The following is a 17,679-nucleotide window of genomic DNA, read 5'->3' on the forward strand; positions in this document are numbered from 1 at the left end:
AGCCGTGAAATAGCAAAAAACTCAACCAAAAAAGCGCTGGTGGTTTTCCGTCCGCCCCCCCCCCCCCCCCCCCCCCCCCCCCCCCCCCCCCACCACCACCCCCCCCCCCCCCCCCCCCCCCCCCCCCCCCCCCCCCCTCGCCGATTAGATTGCCGTACGTGGCAACAGCGCTTTCGGTCATTACCCGCAACCGGGACTTCCGCCGTCTGTTCGGCGCCGAGCTGGTCGTGTTCGGTTCCGACTGGTTCGTCATCGTCCCGCTCCTGACGCTGCTGCCGGAGCTCACCGGGAGCGGCGTCTGGGGCGGCCTGGTGCTCGCCGCCGACACCGGGATCAGCGCGCTGCTGCTGCCGTTCACCGGCACCGTCGCCGACCGGGTCGACCGCCGCAAGATCCTGATGGTCGCCAACCTGTGCGCCTTCGTCGCCGTCCTGCTGCTGTTCGCCGTGCGATCGGCGGCGACCGCCCCGCTGGCCCTGGTCTCGATCGGCGCGATGTCGGTGGCCAAGGCGTTCTACACCCCGGCCGCGTCGGCCGCGTTGCCCAACGTCGTCGAGCCGGCCGACCTGCCCGCCGCCAACGCGATCTCGGGCTCGTCCTGGGGCACCATGACGATCGTCGGGGCGTCGCTCGGCGGCCTGGTCGGTTCCGCCTACGGCCCGTACCCGAGCTTCGCTGTCACCGCCGTCTGCCTGCTGGTCGCCGTGGTGCTGACCGGCACGATCCGCCGCCCGCTCCAGGCGCCCCGGGAGGACGGCGCGACGACGCCGCCGACCTGGCACGCGCTGCGCGAGGCGGCCGGCTACATCATCGCCCGCCCCCGGCTGCGCGCGCTGGTCACGGTGAAGTCGGCGGCCGGCCTCGGCAACGGCGTGCTGATCGTCTTTCCGCTGATCGCCGGCCTGCACGGCGCCGGCACGCTGGGCGCCGGCCTGCTGTTCGCGGTGCGCGGCGCGGGCGCGCTGGTCGGCCCGTTCGCGCTGCGGCCGGTGCTGCGCCGCCGCTCCTGGCTGCTCGGCGCCCTGGCGCTCTCGATGGCCCTCTACGGCGTCGGCTACCTCGGCGTGGCCGTCACGCCGTGGTTCCCGCTCGTGCTGGTGCTCGTCTTCGCCGCGCACTTCGCCGGCGGCGCGAACTGGACGCTGTCCAACTTCGCCCTCCAGGCCGAGGTGCCCGACCGGCTGCGTGGCCGGGTCTTCGCCACCGACCTCATGGTGGTGACGCTGTCGGTCGCGGTCAGCCAGCTGGCCGCCGCCGCCGTCGTCGACCACGTCGACATGCGGGTCATCCTGGCGGCGTGCGGGCTGGTCACGCTCCTCTACGCGGTCGTGTGGGGCGTCGCGACGCGAAAGCTGCGGCTGAGCGACGAGCCGTCACTCGCCGGGCGGGACTGACGGCGTGGGGCCGGGATCGGCCGGATGGGGAGCGGCGGCCCCGGCCGGGGCCGGGGACGGCCCGGGCGGGAACGGCGGGCCGGGCGGGAAGGCCGGCCGGGCGCCGAGCAGCGCCGCCACGAGCAGGCCCACCCCGGCGGCGAACAGCAGGGCCAGCACGAAGCCCACGATGCCGCTGATGATGCCGTACGTCTGGATGAAGCCGTCGCGGTAATGCATGCGGGAGAGGATCTGCGGCAGCAGGGCCGACCAGGTCATCGAGGCGAGACCCTCGGCCAGCATGAGGGCCAGGCCGGCGCGGGCCAGCAGGAGGCTGCGCGGAGGCAGCCGCTTGCCCGGCCCGGCGAGCAGCACCAGCCCGGTGACGAGCACCGCGAAGACCGGCAGCTGCACCACGAATATGCCGAGGTATCCGACGAGGGAGATCACGCCGCCGAAGGTACCGGTCGGGTGCGACATCCGGGTGAATGATCAACGCTTAGCATGTGCCGATGGGCCTGACCTTCGCGACCGATCCGGTCACCGTGCGCACCCCGGCCACCAGCGCCAACCTGGGCCCCGGTTTCGACGCGCTCGGCCTCGCGCTCACCCTCTACGACGACCTCACGGCGAAGGTGACCGATGCCGGCTTCGCGGTCAGCGTGCGCGGCGAGGGCGCGGGCGAGCTGCCGGAGAACGAGGAGCATCTGGTCGTACGCGCAATGCTCGCGACCTTCGACGAGTTCGGTGAGCGTCCGCCCGGCCTCGCCGTCGAGTGCGTCAACCGGATCCCGCAGGCGCGCGGGCTGGGCTCGTCGTCGGCGGCGATCGTCGGCGGCATCCAGCTGGCGCGTGGCCTGGTGCGGGACGGCCGGCGGCTGATCGGCGACGAGGACGCGTTGCGCATCGCGGCGCGGATCGAGGGCCACCCCGACAACGTGGCGCCCTGCCTGCTCGGCGGGTTCACCATCGCCTGGACGGAGGGGAGCGGCGCCCGGGCCGTCCGGCTGGATGCTCACGAAGGCGTACGGCCGATTGTCTTCGTGCCCGCCGAGCGCGGGTATACCGCCTCGGCCCGCGCCGCGCTCCCGTCCGATGTCCCGCACAAGGACGCGTCGTTCAACGCGGGCCGCTCGGCGCTGTTCACGCATGCGATCACCGCGGCGCCGCAACTGCTTTTCCCGGCGACCGAGGATCGGCTGCATCAGGGGTACCGCGCCGAGGGCATGCCCGGCACCGCGTCGCTCGTGGCGTCGCTGCGATCGGTCGGCGTCGCCGCGGTGGTAAGTGGCGCGGGCCCGACAGTTCTCGCGTTGTCCGAGGTCCCGGCCGATTTCCACCCGGGAACAGAATGGCGCGCGGAGACGTTGGGCGTGGATGCGCGCGGTGCTCTTGTCAAAGGGAGTATGGTGGAACTCGCCTAGCGGGGCCCTGTTGCCGCAGGTCGTACGAGTTGACTACGCTCAAGACCAAGCACAGCCGCGAAGCAAGCGATCACTGCGGTTCGGCGCGCACCCCCGAGACTTCAAGACCTACGGGTTTCTGAGAAAACTCTGTAAGTCGTCTCAATTCTCAGCAAGGCACACGCCGAGCAACAGATCTCCCAGTCGCTGCACTCGCCGAGACCTACTCGTCAACGTTTGACAAGCAGGGACACCGTCGAGCTGCCGTGCTGCACAAACTCCCGCGTCGCCCCGGCGAAGCGGGCTCCGAGTCACCCGGCCACCAGGCTGCAGACCGGGCGCCTCGGGCTTTTTCCGACGGAAGGAATCCATTGAGCGACACCACCGACGTGACGTCGGGTGTTTCTGACGTCGCTGACGGCGCCGGCACCACCGCGACCGCTACGAAGCGCCGCCGCGGCGGCACCGGGCTGTCCGCGATGCTGCTCCCCGAGCTGCAGAGTCTCGCCGCTTCGCTGGGCATCTCCGGCACCGCCCGGATGCGCAAGGGCGAGCTGATCACCGCGATCTCCGAGCGGCAGAGCGGCGGCGCTCCCGCCGAGTCCGCTCCCCGTCCGCGTGCCGCGGCCGCTGCTCAGGCCGCTTCGGCTCCGGCGGCTTCGGCCCCGGTGGCCGCGGCCGCCCCGGTTGTCGAGGCGTCGCCGACTGCCGCGCAGCCGGAGGCCGCTCCGGCGACCGAGGGTGGCAGCCGGCGTAGCCGCGAGCGTGCCCGGCGCGACACCACTCCGCGCGAGACTGCTCCGGCCGAGTCGGCGGCGCCCGTCGCCGAGCAGCCGGTCGCGACGTCGCCGGTCGCCCAGCCGGTCGCCCAGCCCGTGGCTCAGCCCGAGGCCGGCGAGCGCACCGAGCGTCCGGAGCGGGGCGAGCGCAACCGTGACCGCGGCGACCGCGATCGCGGCGACCGTCAGCGCAACCAGGGTCCGCGGGACGACCGTGGCGCCCGCGACGACCGTGGCCCCCGCGACGACCGTGGCCCCCGCGACGACCGTGGACCGCGCGACGACCGTGGCGCCCGCGACGACCGTGGCCCGCGCGACGACCGTGGGCCCCGTGACGACCGTGGGCCCCGCGACGACCGTGGCCAGCGGGATGACCGCGGCCCGCGCAACAGCGGTGATCAAGGTCACGACGACGACGACAACGACTCGGGCGACGGCGGGCGGCGCAGCCGTCGCAGCCGCTTCCGGGACCGCCGGCGCGGTCGTGACCGCGACGGCGAGGGTGGCGGCGGCGGCCAGCGGGACGGTCAGCGCGACGGTGGCGGCCGCGAGCCGCACGTCGCCGAGGACGACGTCCTGGTCCCCGTGGCCGGCATCCTCGACGTGCTGGACAACTACGCCTTCGTGCGCACGACCGGCTACCTCTCCGGGCCGAACGACGTCTACGTCTCGATGTCCCAGGTGAAGAAGTACGGCCTGCGCCGCGGCGACGCGGTGACCGGCGCCGTGCGGGCGACCCCGCGCGACGGCGCCAGCGGCGACAACCGGCGCGACAAGTACAACCCGCTGGTCCGGCTCGACACGATCAACGGGATGGAGCCCGACGAGGCTCGGCGCCGCCCCGAGTTCTACAAGCTCACGCCGCTCTACCCGCAGGAGCGCCTGCGGCTGGAGACCGAGCCGCACATCCTCACCACCCGGGTCATCGACCTGGTCATGCCGCTCGGCAAGGGCCAGCGCGCGCTGATCGTCTCGCCGCCGAAGGCCGGTAAGACGATGGTGTTGCAGGCGATCGCCAACGCGATCACCCACAACAACCCCGAGTGCCACCTGATGGTCGTGCTGGTCGACGAGCGGCCCGAAGAGGTCACCGACATGCAGCGCTCGGTCAAGGGCGAGGTCATCGCGGCCACGTTCGACCGGCCGCCGCAGGACCACACCACGGTCGCCGAGCTCGCCATCGAGCGGGCCAAGCGGCTGGTCGAGCTCGGCCACGACGTGGTCGTGCTGCTCGACTCGGTGACGCGTCTCGGCCGGTCGTACAACCTGGCCGCGCCGGCCTCCGGCCGGATCATGTCGGGTGGTATCGACTCGACCGCGCTCTACCCGCCCAAGCGGTTCCTGGGCGCGGCGCGGAACATCGAGAACGGTGGCTCGCTCACCATTCTCGCGACCGCGCTGGTCGAGACCGGCTCGATGATGGACACGGTCATCTTCGAGGAGTTCAAGGGCACGGGTAACGCCGAGCTCAAGCTCGACCGGAAGATCGCCGACAAGCGGGTCTTCCCGGCCATCGACATCGACCCGTCCGGCACGCGCAAGGAAGAGATCCTGCTCGGCAAGGAAGAGCTGGCGATCATCCACAAGCTCCGCAAGGTGCTGCACTCGCTGGACTCGTCGGCCGCGCTCGACCTGCTGCTCGACCGGCTCAAGCAGACCCGCACGAACGTCGAGTTCCTGATGCAGATCGCGAAGTCGACGCCCGGCGAGTAATCGGTTCATTTCGGACGCGGCCCCCGTCTTGGACGGGGGCCGCGTCTTTTTGTCGCACACCGCGTCCTTTTTGTCGCACACCATGTGTGATCGACCACTCGGGGGGTCGTGCGAACCTCCGAGGACACGTCGGCTCACCGTGGGAGGCGCCTCGATGATCGTGCCTGGGTATCGGGACCATCCGACCGAGCGATGGGACCCGGTGGCGCCGGTCGACGCGGGCGAGGCAGAGGACTTCCTGCGTCGCTGCTACGTCGAGAACCCGCGGCTCGGCCCGGTCGAGCCCCGGCTGGCGATCGTTCGGGCGCAGATCGCGGCCACCGGCACGTACGTGCACACTCCCGACGAACTCACCCACGGCGCCAAGATGGCCTGGCGCAACGCTTCCCGCTGCATCGGCCGCCTCTACTGGAGGAGCCTCCTGGTGCTCGACCGCCGCCGCGCCCGTACCGCCGACGAGATCTTCTCCCTGCTCGTGCACCACCTGCAGGCGGCCGGGAAGGGCCAGTTGCGCCCCGTGATCAGCGTCTTCGCCGCCGCGCAGCCCGGCCAGCCGTACGCCCGGGTGTGGAACGAGCAGCTCATCCGCTACGCCGGCTATCGAGGCGAGGACGGCCGCACCGTCGGCGACGCCCGCCAGCTGTCCTTCACCGACGCGATGTCCGGCTACGGCTGGCGCGGCAAGGGCGACCACTTCGACGTGCTTCCCCTGGCGATCGAAACCCCCACCGAGGGCGTACGCCTATACGAGCTCCCCGAGCGCGCGATCCATGAAGTGCCGATCACGCACCCCGAGCTCCCGTGGTTCGCCGAGCTCGGCCTCCGCTGGCACGCCGTCCCCGCCATCTCCAACATGCGCCTGACCATCGGCGGCGTGCACTACCCCCTGGCCCCGTTCAACGGCTGGTACATGGGCACCGAGATCGGCGCCCGCAACCTGGCCGACGCCGACCGCTACGACATGCTGCCCACGATCGCCGCCCGCCTGGGCCTGGACATGTCCCGCGAGTCAACACTGTGGCGCGACCGGGCATTGGTGGAGCTCAATCGCGCCGTCCTGTGGAGTTTCGAGCAGGCCGGCGTCAAGATGTCCGACCACCACACGGAGTCCCAGCGTTTCCTGGCCCACCTCCGAAACGAGCAGAAAGCCGGGCGTCCCGTTCCCGCCGATTGGAGTTGGATCGTTCCCCCGATGTCCGGCTCGTTGACCGGCGTCTTCCACCGCTATTACGAGGAGATGGACTTGCGTCCCGCCTTCTACCTGGACGAGGAAGCGGCGGCGCTGGCCCGCGAGGGGAGCCGATGCCCGTTCCCACATTGAGCCGGGTCGCGCGTTTCGCTTCGCCTTGTTGTCGCCGTCGCCCGTCGCCCGCCGCCCGTCGCCCGCGGGTCGCCGTCGCCCGTGCTGATTGCCGCAAAAGCCGTGAAATCTAGGGTGCCGCAGTAAGCAATGAAGAGTTTGTGTTCGTAGGGTGCAGTTTCTCTTCATTGCTACGGCTGTCCGCTGGCGCGAAGTGGCCAAGCGACGCAAATCGCCACCGTGACGGGCCGCACCACCCGTAACCACGCACGTCCCGTGCCTTGGCCGCCCAGCTCGAGTGCCCCGAGACCGCAAACGTCCGCGCCAAACCTCAGTCACGCAATCCGCCGCGGTTCCCGCTGCCAAGCCTGACGAAGTGCCAGTGCGTAAGCCCCGCGAGCCCGGGATGCCGCCCCTCGTAACCGGTTTGCGCATAACCCGACCCGCCGGCATGTCTCGGTCGTTCCCACGCGCTGTGCCACGGGAGCCGATCCCGCCCGTGATCTCGCCCGCCCGTGATCTCGCCCGCCCGTGATCTCGCCCGCCCGTGATCTCGCCCGCCCGTGATCTCGCCCGCCCGTGATCCCGCCCTCCCAGGGGGAAGCCCCCGTCGGTCATTCTCCCCGGAAAAATGCGATGTTGGGCGAATTCGCGGGCTGCCCTGTGGACAGCCCGCCCGTGTGGAAGACGCGCAGTGATCGGCAAACCCTGCTATGCAGCGGGCGACGGGCCAAAGGCCGACCCCGACGGCCGACCCCGACGGCCGATGGCCGACGGCCGATGGCCGACGGCCGATGGGCGACGGCTGCTGGGCGACGGCTGCTGGGCAACGACCGCTGGGCGACGGCCACCAGGCGACGACAGATGAGCGACGACCGCAGAGCGACAGCCAACGAACAGCGATAAACCCGCGAATTACATGGCACGAGACCGCCGGGCTTGAAAGCATGCCCCGATGACCTCCTTCGTATCGCACACCACGGTTGACTGCGCCGACGCCTACACGCTCTCCAAGTGGTGGGAGGGCGTGCTCGACTACACCGAGGACGCCGACGATCCCAACCTTCCCGGGCACGAGGAATGCATCATCATGTCGCGGGATCGGGTTCACAAGATTCTGTTCATCGAGGTGCCCGACGCCAAGCAGGGGAAGAACCGCATTCACTTCGATCTGCGGCCGGTTGCGGGGACCCGCGACGAAGAACTGGCCCGGCTGATCGACCACGGGGCCAAGCCGATCGACGATCTGCGGCTGCCGGACGGCGGGGGCTGGATGGTGCTCGCCGACCCCGAGGGCAACGAGTTCTGCATTCTGCGCAGCGAGGCCGAGCGGGCGGCGGCTACGGCCTGACGGCGGTCACCAGGGTGGTGGGGAGCCACGGGCCGCCCCACCACATGCGCCAGCCCAGGGGCCGGGTGTTCGCATTCACCAGATGGGCGGCGTACGAACGGGTGGCGCTGATGTCGGCGATGACCAGCCGGCCGCCGGGGCGCAGCACCCGCAGCGCCTCGTCGAGGGCGGTGAGACGACCGGCCGGCGGGTGGATGTTGTGGATCGCCATGCTGCTGACGACCAGGTCGAAGGACTCGTCGGGGTAGGGGAGCGACGTCATGTCGGCCGTGTCCAGCGAGACGCGGTCGGCCACGCCGGCGGCGGCCGCGTTCGCCGACGTCACCGACGGGGAGTTGCCGGACTGGTCGACGGACCGCCACAGGTCCGCGCCCGTGGCATGGCCCGTGGGAAGCCGCTGGGCCACGGCGATCAGCACCGCGCCGCGACCGCAGCCGAGGTCGAGCACCCGCTCGTCGCCGCGCAGCGACAGGCCGTCGAGGATCCGTGACCAGACCACGAACTTTCCCCGCGTCGTCGTGTGCAGGTAGAGCGACGCGCTGGCGATGAAGTACAGCGCGAAGACGCCGGGCCCGATGGCGTACCGCCAGTTCGTGACGAAGCCGGTGATCAGCGTGGCCGCGACCAGGAAGACGACGGCCGAGCAGAGACCGAAGAGCACCGGCGGCGCGTCGACGCCGTAGCGGGGGCGGGACATCACGCGAACTCGTTCACGGCGAAGTCGTCCCGATGGCGCCAACCGGCATCGGTGCGCACGTGCTCCGCGCGTACCCACTTGAGAAGTTTGTGGGAGAACTCGGCCGCCGGGATACGCCCGGCCGCACGCACGACGTAGCCCTCGGACGCCGAGGCGTCGCGCTGCGCAGACCAGGCGGCGCGTGCCTCGGAAAGGCTGCCGCCCCGATAGAGCACCGGCACCACCGGCAGCTCGAGCCGCCGCGCCCAGTCGACCGTGTCGTCCCAGCCGAGCAGCGTGTCGGTCTCGTCCCAGATGCCGAAGACGATGAAGACGCCGGGCAGGTCCGAGTACGCGATGCTGCGCCGCGCCCACATCGACTCGCCGCACACCCGCCAGTCGTCCGGGATTCGGTAGGCGGTCATCGCCCACAGCGCCTTGGCCGGCCGGTCCCACGGCTGCGTGCCGGAGTCGACCGACCGGCCGTACATGGCGTCGCGCGTGAAGGTCAGGTTTCCGCCGTCGAGCTTCTCGGTCACCACCAGCTCGCCGTCCAACCAGGACAGATCGTGCTGCACCTTGTCGTCGGCGGTCGCGCCGGGCGAGTCGGGCAGGTGGAAGGTGCGCGGGTACTTCAAGGTCAGAAGTCTCCCTCCGCGACCTGGAACACGGTGAGGCCGAGCGCCCGCCACATACGTACCACCTGTTGCCGGTCGTCGAAAACCCCGACGATCCGCCACCGTTCGCGGATCTCCCGATCGAAGATCTCGCGCTTGACCACGGAGTCCTTGCGGCCGTCGCCCTCGGGCCGCATGAACAGCGCCTGGTACGGGACGCCGACGTAAAGATCGAGCCAGGCCTCCGTCTCGGGGCGGCACACCGCGTCCCGTCCCGAGCAGAAGATGATCGCATTGCCGGCCGCGTGCATGGCGCGCACCGCCGTGATCACCGCGGCGTTCGGCAGATCCGAGCCGACCCGCTCCCAGTCGTACGGGCTGCGGTCGCCCATGAGCGCCACGGTCCCGTCGATGTCCACGAGCAGTGCCGCCGGCAGGGAGGGGTCCGGCGAATACGAAACGTTTGGAATGCCACTGATGTACGGCACGGGCAAAGGCAGATTGCGGCCCGCCAGATACCGGGCGTGCATCCGCCGGATCGCCTCCGAACCGACCCGATCCTCTTCATCGCGGGTGCTGTCCCGCCGGATGCACTCCTCGAGCGGCACGTCGGTGAAGTCGTGCACCTCGAAGGTCGCGCCCATCTTGGCCGCCAGCTCGGCCCACTCCCGCACGGTCTTGGCCCGCAGGTTGGTGTCGTCGACGATCACGTCGGCGTGCGCGCGGAGCAGGGCCTCGACGGCGGCCCGCTGCGCGTGCGTCACCTGCGATTCCGACCATTGCGCGTACAACCGGTCGCCGTGCAGCATGCGCCGCAGATCGTCACGGTTGACGCGGACCACCCGAGGCTGAAGCTTCCGCGCGAACGTCGTCTTGCCGGACGCCGGCAGCCCCCGGGTGATCAGCAATCTCGTCAATCCTCAGCCCTCCGGGCGCGCCTGCTGCCACAGCGCAGGACGGTAGTCCTCGCCCTCGAGGCGCAGGAACAGCGACGACCGGTGCTCGCCCGCACCTGCCCGATTTCGACCGCCGTGGCCGGTTCGGCCGGTTCGAGGACGTCGGCGAGCAGCGTCATGGGACCGTTCCTTCTCCGGGTGCGAAGCCCGGCGGGAATGCCGCGAGGGCGGCTCACGTTATCGACACCGGATCAGGAAAGTCGCCTCGATTTCTCGTGCGGCTGTGTCACATGGCAGACTGGTCCATCGGCCAGTAAAGGTTCCGGTTCACGCCCGAGCCCACCGCCCTGGCGGGGCGGCGCGGTGCTGACAGCGACCCGGCGACCACATCAACGAAAAGAGACCGAGAAGATGAAGAGCGGCATCCACCCGGAGTACACGACCACCGAGGTCATCTGCTCCTGCGGCAGCACCTTCACCACCCGGAGCACCGCCAAGGGCGACGAGATCCGCGTCGAGACCTGCAGCGCCTGCCACCCGTTCTACACCGGCAAGCAGCGCGTTCTGGACACCGCGGGCCGGGTTGCGAAGTTCCAGGCCAAGTACGCGAAGGTGAACGCGGCCAAGAAGAAGTAACTGCTTCAACGGCGCCCGCCATCCCTGGTCGACAGGGGGGCGGGCGCCGTTCGCGTGGGGAGAAAATACTGTGAGTAACGATCGGTTGACCACGCTTCTCGAGGAGTACGCGGCGCTGGAGAAGCGGATGGAGGACCCGTCCATCCACGCCGACCAGGCCCTCGTGCGCCGGGTCGGCCGTCGTTTCGCGGAGCTTGCCCCGATCTACGCGGCTCACGCCGAGCTCGAGGCCGCCCGGGCCGACCTGGCCGCGGCCAAGGAGCTCGCGGCCGAGGACCCGGCCTTCGCGTCCGAGGTCGAGGCCGTCGCGGCCATGTTGCCGCCGCTCGAGGAGAAGCTCGGCGAGATGCTCATCCCGCGCGACCCGAGCGACGCCAAGGACGTGATCGTCGAGATCAAGGCGGGCGAGGGCGGCCAGGAGTCGGCGCTGTTCGCCGGCGATCTCCTGCGCATGTACACCCGGTACGCCGAGCGCCACGGCTGGATCGTCGAGGTGATCGACTCGCAGGAGTCGGACCTGGGCGGCGTCAAGGACATCTCGGTGGCGGTCAAGACCAAGGGCACGCCCGAGGGCGGTCACGGCGTCTGGTCCCGGATGAAGTGGGAGGGCGGCGTGCACCGGGTGCAGCGGGTGCCCGTGACCGAGTCCCAGGGCCGGATCCACACCTCGGCGGCGGGCGTGCTGGTGCTGCCCGAGGCCGAGGACGTCGACGTCCAGATCGACGCCAACGACCTGCGGATCGACGTGTTCCGCTCGTCCGGCCCGGGCGGCCAGTCGGTCAACACGACCGACTCGGCGGTGCGGATCACGCACCTGCCCACCGGCACCGTGGTGAGTTGCCAGAACGAGAAGAGCCAGCTCCAGAACAAGGAGTCGGCGCTGCGCATCCTGCGGTCCCGGCTGCTGGCGATCGCCCAGGAGGAGGCGGACGCGGCGGCCTCCGACTCCCGCAAGGCCCAGGTGCGCACCGTCGACCGGTCGGAGCGCATCCGCACGTACAACTTCCCGCAGAACCGGATCACCGACCACCGGATCGGCTACACGGCGTACAACCTCGACCTCGTCCTCGGCGGCGAGCTCGACGCCGTGCTGGACGCGCTGGCCGAGGCCGACCGGCAGGCCCGCCTCGCCGGCGACACGGAGATCAGCCGACGGCCATGATGCGCAGCCCGTCGCCCCGCGGGCAGGCCAGGTAGCGCTCGTTCGCGGCGCAGACCTCCTGCTCGCCGCTCGGGCCGAACGAGCCGAGGATCCGGGTGCTGCCGTCGGTCAGGTCGAGCCGCACCACCACGACCTGGCCGGGCGGCTGGACCGACGGCCGCAGGACCAGCAGATGGTCGCTGGGCTCGGCGTCGTACGCGATGTCGCCGCGCACCTTCGCCCCGAGCGCGCGGCCGGTCCGGGCGTCGGCCAGCTGCACGGTCGACCCGTCCAGGTTCGTGATCAGTGCCACCCGGTCCGGCCCGGCTTCGTTCGCGGCCTGGGCCGGGACGCTCCACAGCTTGCGACCGGTGGCCGGATCACGCCCGGAGACGCCGGTGATCTCCACCGAGCAGAGCAGGGGGCCGCACGGTGTCACGTAGTCGGACGTCCACAACGGCGTGAAGGCGCGCGGGTCGTAGACGGTCGTGGCGTTCTCGTTCTGCGCGACGTCGCGGATGACCGCGAGGTAGTTGCCGACCGGCCACAGCAGCGAGGCATAGGTGCGGGCCGGCCAGGGCAACCGGGCGGCGCCGACGGTCTGCCCGTCGGCGTAGCGGAGGGTGGTCGCGTGCCCGTCCGGGGTGACCATGGCGACCATCTGCGGGTTCCCGTCGGCGGGCAGGACGGTCCAGTCGGCCAGCGGCGTCGTGGCGTGGCTCCAGATCTCCTCCCCGGTGCGCAGGCGCAGCAGCCGGAGCCGGATCGTGCGGCCCTGGTCGTCGGCCTCGGTCACCAGCGCCGTCCCGGTCGCGGCGGACACCTGGGAGTCGCCGGACGCACGCCACAGCCGCTCGCCGGTGGCCGCGTCGAGGGCCACCGAGGTCCGGATCCGCTGGAAGGAGTACGTGTTGCCGTCCGGGTCCTTGCGGTTGATCTGCAGCGGATCGGCGCGCGCCACCACGACGTCGCCGGCCACGGTCGGCCCGTAGCCGCCGGGCTCGGCGCCGATGTCGGTGACCCACCGCGGCTCGCCGGTGGCCACGTCGAAGGCGGCGACCGCCGCCCGCCCGGCCTCGAGCCGGTCGATGTAGATCGCGTCGCGGCCGAGCGCGAAGTTGTCGTGCTCGGCGAAGTCGGGGATGGTCCACAGCGAGCGGACGCCGAGCGGTCCGGCGTGCGCCGCGCCGCCGAGCACGACGAGCCCGGCGACCGTGAGCGCGGCCAGCACGGCGCGCAGGATCCGGCGGTGGTCGACCGGGATCGGGGGCGCGGCGTCCTCGTGCGTGCGGTCGCCGAGGTCGCCGAGGTCGATGAGGGTCACCGGCCGACCGCCGTGATCGTGTACGAGGAGCGCGCGTAGCAGCCGAGGTAGTGCCCGACGGCCTGGCAGCGGTTGACCGGGATGCGCTCGGTCGAGCCGAGCAGCTCGCGGCGGCCGGTGGCCAGGTCCCACCGGGTGATCGAGGTGCGGTCCGGCGGCGAGGAGGTGCCGCGCAGCACGAGCAGGGCCTCGCCGGGCTCGGTGGTCCAGACCGTCTCGCCGGCGCCGGCCGCGCCGATCCGCTGCCCGGTGGCCGCGTCGACCAGGTACTGCTCGCCGCCCTCGCCCGGCTCGGAGACGACCACGCGGTCGTCGGACGCCGCCCACCCGTTGCCGATCCCGGGCAGCCGCCAGATCAGCCGGCCGCTGTCCGTCTCGTACGCGGTCAGGCCCCCGGCGTTGTTGACGCAGATCGCCCCGCCGCACGGGAAGGCGTAGCCCTCGGTGCCATCGGCGTGCCACGCCTCGGTCATCGAGTCGACGCGGTACACGCTGAGCTCGGCGTGGCCCTGGACGTTCCGGTTCACCACCAGATGGTCGCCGTTGGCCGCAAGGTCGTTCCACTGACCGCGCTCGGGATCGGGCTTGGCCCACGGGATGCGCGCCCCGGAGATCCGCCCGCCGTCGGCGAAGCGCAGGATCTCGATCTGGCCGTCCGAGGTGGCCGTCACGACCTTGTCCGGCTCGAGGCCGTCGAGCGAGAACGCCACGCTGGTGGCGCCGGGCGTCGCCCGCTGCCACACCGTGGCGCGGTCGCCGAGCCGGATCAGCCGCAGCCGGGAGTAGCCGCCGTCGTCGCCGTGCTCGGCCATCAGGACGGTGCCGCGGGCGACCGCGATCACGTCGCCCTCCTCGGTCCACAACTGCCGTCCGGTGCGGGCGTCGAAGGCGAGGGTCCGGGTGGCGAACTCGGTGTAGACGCCGTTCTCCCCGCCCACCTGGTTGTCGGCCGGCAGCAGGAGCAGCCCCTCCGGCTCGGCCAGCTGGGCGTAGCCGAGGACGTCGTCGACCGTGGTCTCCCACTCGACCGTCCCGGTGACCAGGTCGTAGGCGGTGAGCCGGGTGCGGCCGCCGCTCGTCCGGCTCAGGTAGACGCTGCCGGCGCCGAGCGCGGCGTTGTCCTGCTCGCTGAGCGGCACGCTCCACAGCGGACGGACGCCGGCCGGCGGCTCGGGCCGGGCCGAGGCGGTGACGCCGAGCAGCGAGAACAGGCCGACCGTGGCGATCGCCAGGCGGCGGAGCGAGCGGCGGATCAGGCGGTGATCGAACTCGCGGATCGGCTCCCCGTCCGGCGCCGGGGACATCTCACCGAGGTCGATCGTGCTCATCTCGTCGGCGCGCGGTTGGCGGCCGCGGCCGCGAGGGCGGCGCTGAGCGTACGCCCGTTGGCGCCGACCTCGGACCAGCCCGCCGCCAGGCCGATCGGCGTGCCCGGCACCAGGACCTGCCAGTTCTCGGCGGTGGTGGCCGCCGCGATCCGGCGCGACACCTCGGCCGCCTGCGCCTGGCCGGCGCCCGGCAGCACCACCACGAACTCGTCGCCGGCGAACCGGGCCACGAAGTCGCCGCGGCGCATGACCCGGTTGAGCACGCCGGCGATCCGCTGCAGCACCAGATCGCCGCAGTGCCGTCCGTGCCGCACGTTGACCGCGGTGAAGCCGATCAGGTCGCAGACGCCGATCGCGGCCCGCTCGCCGCGCTCGAGCATCGCGCCGACGTACCGCTCGAGCTGGCGGCGGTTGGGCAGCCCGGTGAGCGGGTCGGTGAGCGTCTCGTCGCCGTAGCGGCCGGCGTCGCGCTGGGTCTCCTGGGCGTCGAGCCGGGCCGCGACCCCGTCGAGGTAGCCGTCGCGGAGCCGGTCGATGCGCTGGGCGGCGAGGCGGAACGCGTACCGGTCGGCCTGGTGGGCGGCCGCGTGGTCGCCGGCGGCGGCGTGGCCGATGCTGCGCAGCCGGGCCGGCTCGGCGGCGCCGAGGATCTCGGGGGAGACCGGCACGGCGTCCAGCATGGCCAGTGCCTGGGCCGGGCGGCCGGCGGCGATCGAGAGGCAGACCTGGCCGAGGTGGTGCAGGTCGCGGGTGCGGACGCTGTCGCCGCCGCCGGTGAGCAGCTCGGCCGCGTTGGCCTCGGTCTCCTCGCCCAGGGCGGCGCGGCGGGCCAGGGCGTAGCCGTACGCCGCGCGGCTGCCCGGCCGCATCTGGTCGGCGCCGATCGCGATGTAGCGGGACAGCTCGGCGTCGATGTCGCGCAGCACCCGCAGGCAGCCGTCGGTGTCGCCCTGGTGGTCGAGCGAGACGGCGTTGCGCAGCCGGATGCCGGGCGCCGCGAAGATCTCGGGGGCGAGCCCGACCGCGGCGCCGACCTGCCGGGCCTGCTCGATGGCGGTCAGCGCGTGGCCGTGGAAGCCGAGGTACGAGTAGGCCATCGCGAGGTCGTGCCAGCCCCACGCGGTCTCGAAGTCGTTCTCCCGCACGGCGGCCAGCGCCCGGGACGCCTGCACGAGGTGGGTCACGCCGCGGTCGATGTTGCTCTGCAGGTGCGAGCCGAGGGCGGCGAACGCGTGCATCTGACCGCGCAGGTAGGGGTCCGGGATCTCGCGCACGGCGTTGGCGGCGAGCGTCATGGCGGTGGCCAGCTCGGCGATCCGTCCCAGATTGATCAGCGCGCCGAAGCGCTGGACCAACGCGTACGCCCGGGTGCTGGGGTCGGTGGCGGTGGCGAGCACGTCGTCGAGGATCGGGAGCGCCTCGGCGGATCGTCCGTTCTGCTGCAGCCGCCCGGCCCGCGTCAGCTCCTCGATGTTTTCAGGGAGCTGGTCCAACCAACTCACCGGGCGCCTCCCACCGCATGTCCCCGCGTCGATGCGCCGACCCGGCCGGCCGGCGTCGCACGTGACGTTTGATGATTATGCCGTGGACCCGGACGACGAACACCCCTCCCGGCACTTGGTACGGACGCCTCTCGGCCCGGCGCTGGCCGAGGCGGTCGCCGGCCTGGCCGCCGCCGGCGTGGCGTCGCCCCGGGTGGACGCCGAGCTGCTGGCCGCCCACGTGCTGGAGATCCCGCGCGGCCGGCTGCTGCTCGTGGACTCGATCCGGGCCGACGAGCTGCGTCGTTTTCGGACATTGGTGGCCGAGCGGGCGCGCCGGATCCCGTTGCAGCACCTGCTCGGCACGGCCGCGTTCCGGCACCTGGAGCTCTCGGTCGGCGACGGCGTCTTCGTGCCCCGGCCGGAGACCGAGCTGCTCGCCGGGTGGGGCATCGAGCGTGCCCCTTCGGGCGGCGTCGTGGTCGATCTGTGCAGCGGCACCGGCGCGATCGCGCTCGCGGTGGCCGATGAGGGCAAATCCGGGCGGGTGTACGCCGTGGAGCGTTCCCCCGTCGCGATCTCCTTCCTGCGGCGCAACGCCGCCGGGTTCCCGGCCGTCGAGGTGGTCGAGGGCGACGTCACCGACCCGGGGCTGTTGCCGGGGCTGTCCGGCGTCGTCGACGTGGTGCTGTGCAACCCGCCCTACGTGCCGGACGGCACCGCGGTCCCGCCCGAGGTGGCCGATCACGACCCGGCCGAGGCGGTCTTCGGCGGGGCGGACGGGCTCGACGTGATCCGTCCGGTGATCGCCCTCGCGGCCCGGTTGCTGAAGCCCGGGGGACATGTCGGAATTGAGCACGATGATGTGCACGGCGACGCGGTGCCGCTGTTGCTGCGGAACGACGGCCGCTTCGCCGGGGTGACCGCCCACCGTGATCTCACCGGGCGCCCGCGCTTCGCGACGGCACGGCGCACCTGATCGGTGTCGGCCGCCACATGGCAGACTGCACGGTGTGATGCTCTACGACTGCCGTACGACCGCGGACCGGGATCGCGGCATCGCCGCCGCCGTCGAGGCGGTCAAGAGCGGCGAGCTCGCCGTGATGCCGACCGACACGGTGTACGGCATCGGCGCGGACGCCTTCACCCCGCACGCCATCACCGCGCTGCACCACGCCCGCAGCGTCACCAACCAGGTGCCCCCGCCGGTGCTGGTCGGCTCCCGGCACACGCTCGACGGCCTGGTCTACTCGCTGCCCCGGGCCGCGCGCGAGCTGGCCGACGCGTTCTGGCCGGGCGCGCTCACGCTCTACGTCGAGCACTCGCCGAGCCTCCAGTGGGACCTGGGCGACACCGGCGGCCGGATCGCCGTGCGCATGCCGCTGCACCCGGTGGCGCTCGAGGTGCTGCGCGAGGTCGGTCCGATGGCGGTCACCACGGCCAACAAGGTGGGCCAGCCGGCGCCGACGACCGCCGAGGAGGCGCGCGACCAGCTGGAGTACGCGGTGCGCGTCTACCTCGAGGCGGGCCCGGCCCACGACCCGCAGCCGAGCACGATCGTCGACGTCACCGGCGACACTCCCCGGGTGCTGCGGATGGGCGCGATCCCGCTCGAGAAGCTTCAGGACGTGGTGCCCGAGCTGCTGGGGCCGGAGGCCTGA

Annotated in this window: 16 protein-coding genes; 9 read left to right on the forward strand and 7 right to left on the reverse strand. The window is 71.9% G+C overall.

Features of this window, described 5'->3' with window-relative positions:
* Window positions 1-158 precede the first annotated feature (158 nt).
* Window positions 159-1,394, forward strand: a complete 1,236-nt coding sequence (locus tag ACZ6TB_RS39425) for an MFS transporter (RefSeq protein WP_465563859.1) — start codon at window positions 159-161, stop codon at window positions 1,392-1,394.
* On the opposite strand, the gene ACZ6TB_RS39430 is transcribed toward ACZ6TB_RS39425, so the two are convergent.
* A complete protein-coding gene (locus ACZ6TB_RS39430; RefSeq protein ID WP_465563862.1) occupies window positions 1,374-1,823 on the reverse strand; it encodes a hypothetical protein in 450 nt (149 codons plus the stop codon). The genes ACZ6TB_RS39425 and ACZ6TB_RS39430 overlap by 21 nt on opposite strands.
* A 62-nt stretch (window positions 1,824-1,885) precedes the next feature.
* Between ACZ6TB_RS39430 and thrB the strand changes: the two genes are divergently transcribed.
* From thrB to ACZ6TB_RS39450, 4 genes are all read left to right on the forward strand, one after another.
* Window positions 1,886-2,797: a homoserine kinase gene (gene thrB, locus ACZ6TB_RS39435; RefSeq protein WP_465563865.1), complete on the forward strand. Its 912-nt coding sequence runs from the start codon at window positions 1,886-1,888 to the stop codon at window positions 2,795-2,797.
* 350 nt (window positions 2,798-3,147) lie between these two features.
* Complete coding sequence (rho, locus tag ACZ6TB_RS39440) at window positions 3,148-5,268, forward strand: transcription termination factor Rho (protein ID WP_465563869.1); 2,121 nt, start codon at window positions 3,148-3,150, stop codon at window positions 5,266-5,268.
* A 154-nt stretch (window positions 5,269-5,422) separates the two neighbouring features.
* Window positions 5,423-6,589: a nitric oxide synthase oxygenase gene (locus tag ACZ6TB_RS39445; protein WP_465563872.1), complete on the forward strand. Its 1,167-nt coding sequence runs from the start codon at window positions 5,423-5,425 to the stop codon at window positions 6,587-6,589.
* Between the two features lie 934 nt (window positions 6,590-7,523).
* Complete coding sequence (locus ACZ6TB_RS39450) at window positions 7,524-7,919, forward strand: VOC family protein (protein WP_465563875.1); 396 nt, start codon at window positions 7,524-7,526, stop codon at window positions 7,917-7,919.
* On the opposite strand, the gene ACZ6TB_RS39455 is transcribed toward ACZ6TB_RS39450, so the two are convergent.
* Genes ACZ6TB_RS39455 through ACZ6TB_RS39465 form a run of 3 tightly spaced genes read right to left on the reverse strand, consistent with a single transcriptional unit; the run spans window position 7,909 to window position 10,129 of the window.
* On the reverse strand, window positions 7,909-8,616 hold the full coding sequence (locus ACZ6TB_RS39455; RefSeq protein ID WP_465563878.1) for a class I SAM-dependent methyltransferase: 708 nt from the start codon (window positions 8,614-8,616) through the stop codon (window positions 7,909-7,911). The two genes, ACZ6TB_RS39450 and ACZ6TB_RS39455, sit on opposite strands and share 11 nt — an antisense overlap.
* Window positions 8,616-9,233: an RNA ligase family protein gene (locus ACZ6TB_RS39460; protein WP_465563881.1), complete on the reverse strand. Its 618-nt coding sequence runs from the start codon at window positions 9,231-9,233 to the stop codon at window positions 8,616-8,618. Before ACZ6TB_RS39460 ends, ACZ6TB_RS39455 begins: the two co-directional genes overlap by 1 nt.
* 2 nt (window positions 9,234-9,235) lie before the next feature.
* Window positions 9,236-10,129 (reverse strand): phosphatase domain-containing protein, encoded by an 894-nt coding sequence (locus ACZ6TB_RS39465; protein ID WP_465563884.1) that lies wholly within the window; start codon window positions 10,127-10,129, stop codon window positions 9,236-9,238.
* A gap of 390 nt (window positions 10,130-10,519) precedes the next feature.
* Between ACZ6TB_RS39465 and rpmE the strand changes: the two genes are divergently transcribed.
* Entirely contained in the window at window positions 10,520-10,744 is a 225-nt protein-coding gene (gene rpmE / locus ACZ6TB_RS39470) for a 50S ribosomal protein L31 (RefSeq protein WP_267564747.1), read from the forward strand.
* Between the two features lie 70 nt (window positions 10,745-10,814).
* On the forward strand, window positions 10,815-11,906 hold the full coding sequence (prfA, locus tag ACZ6TB_RS39475) for a peptide chain release factor 1 (RefSeq protein ID WP_465563887.1): 1,092 nt from the start codon (window positions 10,815-10,817) through the stop codon (window positions 11,904-11,906).
* Here prfA and ACZ6TB_RS39480 read toward each other — a convergent pair.
* From ACZ6TB_RS39480 to ACZ6TB_RS39490, 3 genes are read right to left on the reverse strand one after another with little or no spacing between them, the layout of a single operon-like run.
* On the reverse strand, window positions 11,890-13,209 hold the full coding sequence (locus ACZ6TB_RS39480; RefSeq protein WP_465563890.1) for an outer membrane protein assembly factor BamB family protein: 1,320 nt from the start codon (window positions 13,207-13,209) through the stop codon (window positions 11,890-11,892). The genes prfA and ACZ6TB_RS39480 overlap by 17 nt on opposite strands.
* A complete protein-coding gene (locus ACZ6TB_RS39485; protein WP_465563893.1) occupies window positions 13,206-14,537 on the reverse strand; it encodes an outer membrane protein assembly factor BamB family protein in 1,332 nt (443 codons plus the stop codon). Before ACZ6TB_RS39485 ends, ACZ6TB_RS39480 begins: the two co-directional genes overlap by 4 nt.
* Window positions 14,534-16,039, reverse strand: a complete 1,506-nt coding sequence (locus ACZ6TB_RS39490; protein ID WP_465563896.1) for a GGDEF domain-containing protein — start codon at window positions 16,037-16,039, stop codon at window positions 14,534-14,536. Before ACZ6TB_RS39490 ends, ACZ6TB_RS39485 begins: the two co-directional genes overlap by 4 nt.
* Window positions 16,040-16,121: 82 nt before the next feature.
* Here ACZ6TB_RS39490 and prmC point away from each other — a divergent pair, with 82 nt between their 5' ends.
* Window positions 16,122-16,997 (forward strand): peptide chain release factor N(5)-glutamine methyltransferase, encoded by an 876-nt coding sequence (gene prmC / locus ACZ6TB_RS39495; RefSeq protein ID WP_465563898.1) that lies wholly within the window; start codon window positions 16,122-16,124, stop codon window positions 16,995-16,997.
* Window positions 16,998-17,034: 37 nt separating this feature from the next.
* Complete coding sequence (locus ACZ6TB_RS39500) at window positions 17,035-17,679, forward strand: L-threonylcarbamoyladenylate synthase (protein WP_465564286.1); 645 nt, start codon at window positions 17,035-17,037, stop codon at window positions 17,677-17,679.

The sequence above is a fragment of the Actinoplanes sp. NPDC051537 genome (assembly GCF_055586105.1).

Excerpts from the sequence above, each read along its gene's own strand:
- ACZ6TB_RS39500 (WP_465564286.1), top strand. The coding sequence starts at position 17,035 with ATGCTCTACGACTGCCGTACGACCGCGGACCGGGATCGCGGCATCGCC.
- thrB (WP_465563865.1), top strand. The coding sequence starts at position 1,886 with ATGGGCCTGACCTTCGCGACCGATCCGGTCACCGTGCGCACCCCGGCC.
- ACZ6TB_RS39485 (WP_465563893.1), bottom strand. The coding sequence starts at position 14,537 with ATGAGCACGATCGACCTCGGTGAGATGTCCCCGGCGCCGGACGGGGAG.
- ACZ6TB_RS39455 (WP_465563878.1), bottom strand. The coding sequence starts at position 8,616 with ATGTCCCGCCCCCGCTACGGCGTCGACGCGCCGCCGGTGCTCTTCGGT.
- ACZ6TB_RS39450 (WP_465563875.1), top strand. The coding sequence starts at position 7,524 with ATGACCTCCTTCGTATCGCACACCACGGTTGACTGCGCCGACGCCTAC.
- rpmE (WP_267564747.1), top strand. The coding sequence starts at position 10,520 with ATGAAGAGCGGCATCCACCCGGAGTACACGACCACCGAGGTCATCTGC.
- ACZ6TB_RS39445 (WP_465563872.1), top strand. The coding sequence starts at position 5,423 with ATGATCGTGCCTGGGTATCGGGACCATCCGACCGAGCGATGGGACCCG.